We start from the raw sequence: 5,208 nt of genomic DNA, 5'->3' as shown, positions 1-5,208 counted from the left end.
GGCGGGGGCGGCGCGCCGTGCCCAGGGCGTTGACGGCAAACGAGAGTTTTCGCCGGCCCGGCACCGGGCGCAGGCCGCGCCGCCGGGATCGCGGCCGCGAAGGACGAGGGACGTTTCATGGCGCCGATGTTGCGGCTCTACAACACGCTGACCGGAGCCAAGGCGCCGTTCGCGCCGATCGATCCGAGCCACGTGCGGATGTATGCCTGCGGCCCGACGGTCTACGACGCGGCCCATATCGGCAACGCGCGCCCGATCATCGTCTTCGACCTGCTGTTCCGGCTGCTGCGCCGGCTCTACGGCGAGGCCCACGTCACCTACGCCCGCAACGTCACCGACGTGGACGACAAGATCAACGCGCGCGCGGCCGAGCGCGGCATCACCATCCGCGAACTCACCGACGGGACGCTCGCCGCCTTCCACGCGGACCTCTCCGACCTCGGCGTGCTGATGCCCGACGCGGTCAACGTCGCCGGGGGGCGCCTGCGGATGATCGAGCCGCGCGCCACCGATCACATCGTGGAGATGGTGGCGATGATCGAGGGGCTGGTCGTCGCCGGCCACGCCTACGTGGCGGCCGACCACGTGCTGTTCGACGTGCCCTCGATGCCCGATTACGGCGCGCTCTCGAAGCGGCCGCTGGACGAGATGGAGGCCGGCGCCCGGGTCGAGGTCGCGCCCTACAAGCGCTCGCCGCTGGATTTCGTGCTGTGGAAGCCCTCGAAGCCGGGCGAGCCGTCCTGGCCCTCGCCGTCGGGCATCGCCGCGCCCGGGCGCCCGGGCTGGCACATCGAGTGCTCGGCGATGTCGGCGCGCCACCTCGGTCAGACCTTCGACATCCATGCCGGCGGCATCGACCTGATCTTCCCCCACCACGAGAACGAGGTGGCGCAGTCCCGCTGCTGCTTTTCCACGCCGGTGATGGCCAACACCTGGCTGCACAACGGCTTCCTCCAGGTGGAGGGGGAGAAGATGTCGAAGTCGGCCGGCAACTTCGTCACCCTGCGCGCGGTGCTGAACGATTGGCCCGGCGAGGTCGTGCGGCTGGCCATGCTGAAGTCGCACTACCGCCAGCCGATCGACTGGACGCTGCGCGGCCTCGAGGAGGCGCGGCGGATGCTCGACCGCTGGTACGGCGCCGTCGGCGACGCCGCCCCCGCCGCCGAGGCACCGGATTCGGTGCTCGAGCCGCTGCTCGACGACCTCAACACCGCCGCGGCGCTCGCCGAGATCCACCGCCTCGACGACCCCGCGCAACTCCGGGCCGGGGCGAACCTGCTCGGCCTCCTCGACCGGACCCGCTCGGAGCGCGACCAGGCCACCGTCGCGGCCTCCGGCCTCGACGTGGCGGCGATCGAGGCGCTGATCGCGGATCGCGCCGCGGCGCGGGCCGCCAAGGACTGGGCCGCCTCGGACCGCGCCCGCGACGCGCTGGCGGCGATGGGCGTCGCGGTGAAGGACGGCAAGGACGGCACGACCTGGAGCGTGGTCTAGGCCCGCACCCCGGCCGGCTCCAGCGACGCGATGGCGTGATCCATCCTGTCGAAGACGTCGTCAGCATCTTGTAATAAAGACTTTGAGTTGTATTATCGGGTAGTGAAAGTCCCTGGAGTTTCGTCGGCGAACGAGACGAACGTCCGATCCGACTGAATAGAATCTCCACTGTCTGGTCCTAGTGTTGCCGGGTGCGGTCTTCTCAGCACCCGAACCAGGCCACGACGATGTACCCTGCGCCTCGAAATCGCGTCCTGCGTTAGCTCGCCGAGATCGGTTCCGATCTGCCGGACACGGTCGAGCAGCGCCTACGCGCCGGGTTCTTCACGTCCAAGGACCCCCTCGTCGTCGGCGCCGTCAACACCATCGCGGTGGCCGGTGTCGCGTATTTACGGTCGGACCAGGCGGTCTTCGCGGTCTTCGCGGTCTTCGCGGTCATCGCGTTCCTCGACCTGCTGTTGCTGGCCCTCCGCCCTGTGCTGTTGCGGCGAGTCGGCGCGCCGTCCGGGCCGGTCTTCGCCACCGGCCTGCTCTGGACCTGCCTGCAGGGCGCCACCATCGCCTCGCCGTCGCGTCCGACGACACGGTGATGTCGATCGTCGTGCTCGCGTCGGGCCTCGGGGCGATCAGCGGGATCGTCGGCCGGAATTTCGCGGCTCCGCGCTATGCGATGGCGCAGATCCTGATCGTCGACATGAGCGACAAGGCCACGTTCCTGGCAGCGCATGTCGCGTTCCTGCCGCTGATCGCGGTGCAGACCACCGCCTTCATCCTGATGAACCTGGGCATCCTGCGCCATCACCCGGCGGTGACCGTGCAGGCGATCCTCGGTGAGCCGGAGAGCCACGGCCGCTCGATCACCGCCCCCCTCACCGGACTCGTCAACCGCCGCGGCCTGGAGGAGGCGTTCGAGGCGCTGCAGGCGACCGGCGCCGAGCGAACCTGTTCTACCTCGACCTCGACGGCTTCAAGCAGGTCAACGACCGCCTCGGGCACGCGGCCGGCGACGCCCTGCTGCGCGAGGTAGGCCGGCCCCGGCGCCACGGCCTGCCGCCTCGGGGGCGACGAGTTCCTGCTGCTCGCCGGATCGCTGGACGAGCGGGAAGCGCACCGGCTCGGCGCCGGAATCGTCGCGGCGATCGCTGAGCCCTACCGCATCGGCGAGGGCGTTCTGGCGCAGGTCGGCGTCGGCGTCGTGCGGAACGAGGACGCCTCGAACGAAATGGGACTCGCGGAGATGATGCTGCGCGCCGACCAGGCGCTCTACGCCGCCAAGACCTCCGGCAAGGGCCGCTGCATCCTGCATGGGGCCGCGGAGATGACCCTCGACCGGCGGCCTGACGGCGCCGCCGAACCGGGATCAGCGGACCGCCAGAAGGTGCGGCGCGGGGCCGTCGCGGCCGTAGAGGTCGAGCATGTGCCGGCAGCCGCCCTCCGGGTCGGCGCGCAGGTCGCGCTCCAGCGCGTCCGCGTCCTTGCGCAGCCAGACCGAGCGCTTCTGGTAGAGGTCGGAATGGTTGATGCCGTGGTCCTGGGAGAAGCGCCGGAAGCTTGCGTCGTCGAGGCGCAGGCCCGGGCATAGCCGGCTCGCCACCTCGGCCTCCACCACCTCGCGCAGGCCGATCGCGGGTACGATGTGCCGGTCGCGGTAATGCGTGGCGCCGTTGGCGAACAGCACCCAGAGCACGATCGGCAGGCCGAGGCGGTAGGCGAGGCCGAACCGCTCGGATCGCGCCGCCGGGGGTGTGGCGGAATTGGCAAGCGTCGCCGGTCGTGCCGCCGCGTTCATCGCGCGCCTCCGCGGGTACGCCGGCCTCGATCGATCCCCGGGAGGGTCATGGCTGCTCCGCGTCTTGGTCGCCGCCGAATGTAGCAAAAACCAGGCCGGGTTAGGTCGTCTTCATTTCTGGTTGTTGTCGGCATTGCGAATCAGCGGCACGAACACAGAATTTTGATTGGCGAACGTCCGATCAGGTCGCGTCCGGGGAAGGTTTGACGCGCCGATCACTGACGCAGCGCCATCCCATTTGAATTCAATATTTCGACACGGAGACGCCGGGCACGGCATGCGATGCGCATTGCGGCTCCTTCTCCCAGGGGAGAAGGTCGGGATGAGGGGCGTGCCGGATCCAGAGGGGTCACGCCCTTCGCTGAGAGCGACACGCTTCACACATCCCCGCGTCTGGCGGTCCGCTTCGCGCGCATCCCCTCGCCCCGCGCGCGGGGCGAGGGCTTTGCCGACCTCGTCGTCGGCAAAGCGGGGCGGCAGCCGACGTTGAGGGGGCGCGAACGGAAGAGGCTCCTCCGTCCGCACCCCCTCACCCTCGCTTCGGTTTCGCCTCAGCTTCCCGCCTGCACGACGAGGTGCAGTCGGGCCTCTCCTCGCCTACGGGGAGAGGGGGAACCCGTGCTTGGTTCGGCTTCCTAAGCCGCCGAGTTCTCAGACGACCGCCCCTCTTCCGCGGAGGAACGTCATCACAGATGGCACCGCACCGTCATTCCGGGGCGCCGAAGGCGAGCCCGGAATCCAGAACCGCCGACGCTGGGAAGTCCGGCTCGACTAGCGTGTCCGGATCCCGGGCTCCGCCGCGCGGCCCCGGGAGGATGTGGTGCTGCCAGTGGGTGTTCGACGAGCAAGTCGCCATCTGCGATCGCCCTGCCGGCAGAGGAGGGAGGGAAGGGCCAGTGCCGATACCCTCAGCTCCTCAAAGCCGCTCGGTCACGAAGCGCTCGGCGGCCGGGTCGTCGCCGAGGCGGCGGCTCTCGGACTGGAGCGTCGGCACCACCGCGTCGGCGCCCTCGGCGACGACGTAGTTGAGGTCGAGCCCCTCGCGGATGAAGCCGTGGGCGCGCATGTGGTCGAACAGGGTGAGCAGCGGCTTCCAGAACCCGTTCACCTCGACGAGCAGGATCGGCTTGCGGTGCCGGCCGAGCTGCGCCCAGGTGAGTTGCTCCACCAGCTCCTCCAGGGTGCCGATGCCGCCGGGGAGCGCCACGAAGGCGTCCGAGCGCTCGAACATCAGGCGCTTGCGGGTGTGCATGTCGCCGACCACGATCGTCTCCTGGATGGCGTCGAGCATGTGCTCGCGCGACTTCAGGAAGTCGGGGATGATGCCGGTGACGCGCCCGCCCCCGGCCAGCACCGCGCGGGCGACCGTGCCCATCAGGCCGACGTCGCCGCCGCCGTAGACGAGGTCGAGCCCGGCGGCCGCGAGCGCGGCGCCGAGCGTCTCCGCCGCCTGCCGGAACGCCGGGTCCCCGCCGAAGCCGGAGCCGCAATAGACACAGACCGTCTTCACCGGCGCCATCCGGCCTCCTTCATCCAAGGTCGTCATGTATCAAGGGTCGTCGTCATGAGCCGCCGGTCCGGGCCTCTGATCGGCAGACCGCCCGCGGGCAGGGGCGAAATCGGTGCCAAACTGCTGATCGCGACGGGAATTCGTCGGCGCGTCGGCGCGGCGGCTTGGTCTCCCGGACATGTACGGTAAGATGGGCGGGACAGTCGACGGTTTTTCGCGAAAACGGGTCTCGAAAGTCCCGGCGGCCGGGCACGGTGTCGACGGGGGATGGAGCGCCATGACGGCGGAGTTGCGGTGGAGGATGCGGAACATGTCGTCGATGTCGATGAGCGCCTGTTTGATCTCGCGGTAGATCATGCCCATGAAGTTCAGCGGCATCGAGAGCTGGACCAGCATGGTGTTGGCGAGCACGAAC

6 protein-coding genes and 1 pseudogene are annotated in these 5,208 nt (G+C 69.6%); 4 read left to right on the top strand and 3 right to left on the bottom strand.

Annotated features, from left to right (window positions below):
• The first annotated feature begins 117 nt into the window (after positions 1 to 117).
• From cysS to FV222_RS32035, 4 genes are all read left to right on the top strand, one after another.
• The gene (gene cysS / locus FV222_RS16565) at positions 118 to 1,494 is read left to right on the top strand and encodes a cysteine--tRNA ligase (RefSeq protein WP_147815147.1); all 1,377 of its coding nucleotides are present in this window, start codon (positions 118 to 120) and stop codon (positions 1,492 to 1,494) included.
• A gap of 371 nt (positions 1,495 to 1,865) precedes the next feature.
• A complete protein-coding gene (locus FV222_RS16560; protein WP_147815145.1) occupies positions 1,866 to 2,084 on the top strand; it encodes a hypothetical protein in 219 nt (72 codons plus the stop codon).
• Complete coding sequence (locus tag FV222_RS16555) at positions 2,081 to 2,521, top strand: hypothetical protein (RefSeq protein WP_210248492.1); 441 nt, start codon at positions 2,081 to 2,083, stop codon at positions 2,519 to 2,521. Before FV222_RS16560 ends, FV222_RS16555 begins: the two co-directional genes overlap by 4 nt.
• A complete protein-coding gene (locus FV222_RS32035; RefSeq protein WP_147764181.1) occupies positions 2,437 to 2,640 on the top strand; it encodes a diguanylate cyclase in 204 nt (67 codons plus the stop codon). The genes FV222_RS16555 and FV222_RS32035 overlap by 85 nt, the downstream gene beginning before the upstream one ends.
• A 214-nt stretch (positions 2,641 to 2,854) precedes the next feature.
• On the opposite strand, the gene FV222_RS31245 is transcribed toward FV222_RS32035, so the two are convergent.
• The 3 genes and pseudogenes from FV222_RS31245 to FV222_RS16530 all read right to left on the bottom strand — a co-directional run.
• Positions 2,855 to 3,283, bottom strand: coding sequence for a hypothetical protein (locus FV222_RS31245; RefSeq protein WP_238272911.1), 429 nt, complete (start codon positions 3,281 to 3,283; stop codon positions 2,855 to 2,857).
• A 916-nt stretch (positions 3,284 to 4,199) separates the two neighbouring features.
• Complete coding sequence (locus FV222_RS16535; protein ID WP_147754739.1) at positions 4,200 to 4,802, bottom strand: TIGR00730 family Rossman fold protein; 603 nt, start codon at positions 4,800 to 4,802, stop codon at positions 4,200 to 4,202.
• Positions 4,803 to 4,832: 30 nt separating this feature from the next.
• A pseudogene (locus FV222_RS16530) lies at positions 4,833 to 5,208 on the bottom strand (hypothetical protein); the annotation flags it as partial.

Origin of the sequence: Methylobacterium sp. WL103 (assembly GCF_008039885.1) — a bacterium.
GTDB lineage: Bacteria > Pseudomonadota > Alphaproteobacteria > Rhizobiales > Beijerinckiaceae > Methylobacterium > Methylobacterium cerastii.
Note: the sequence above shows the minus strand (reverse complement) of the source record. Positions and strands in the feature narration are given on the sequence as shown.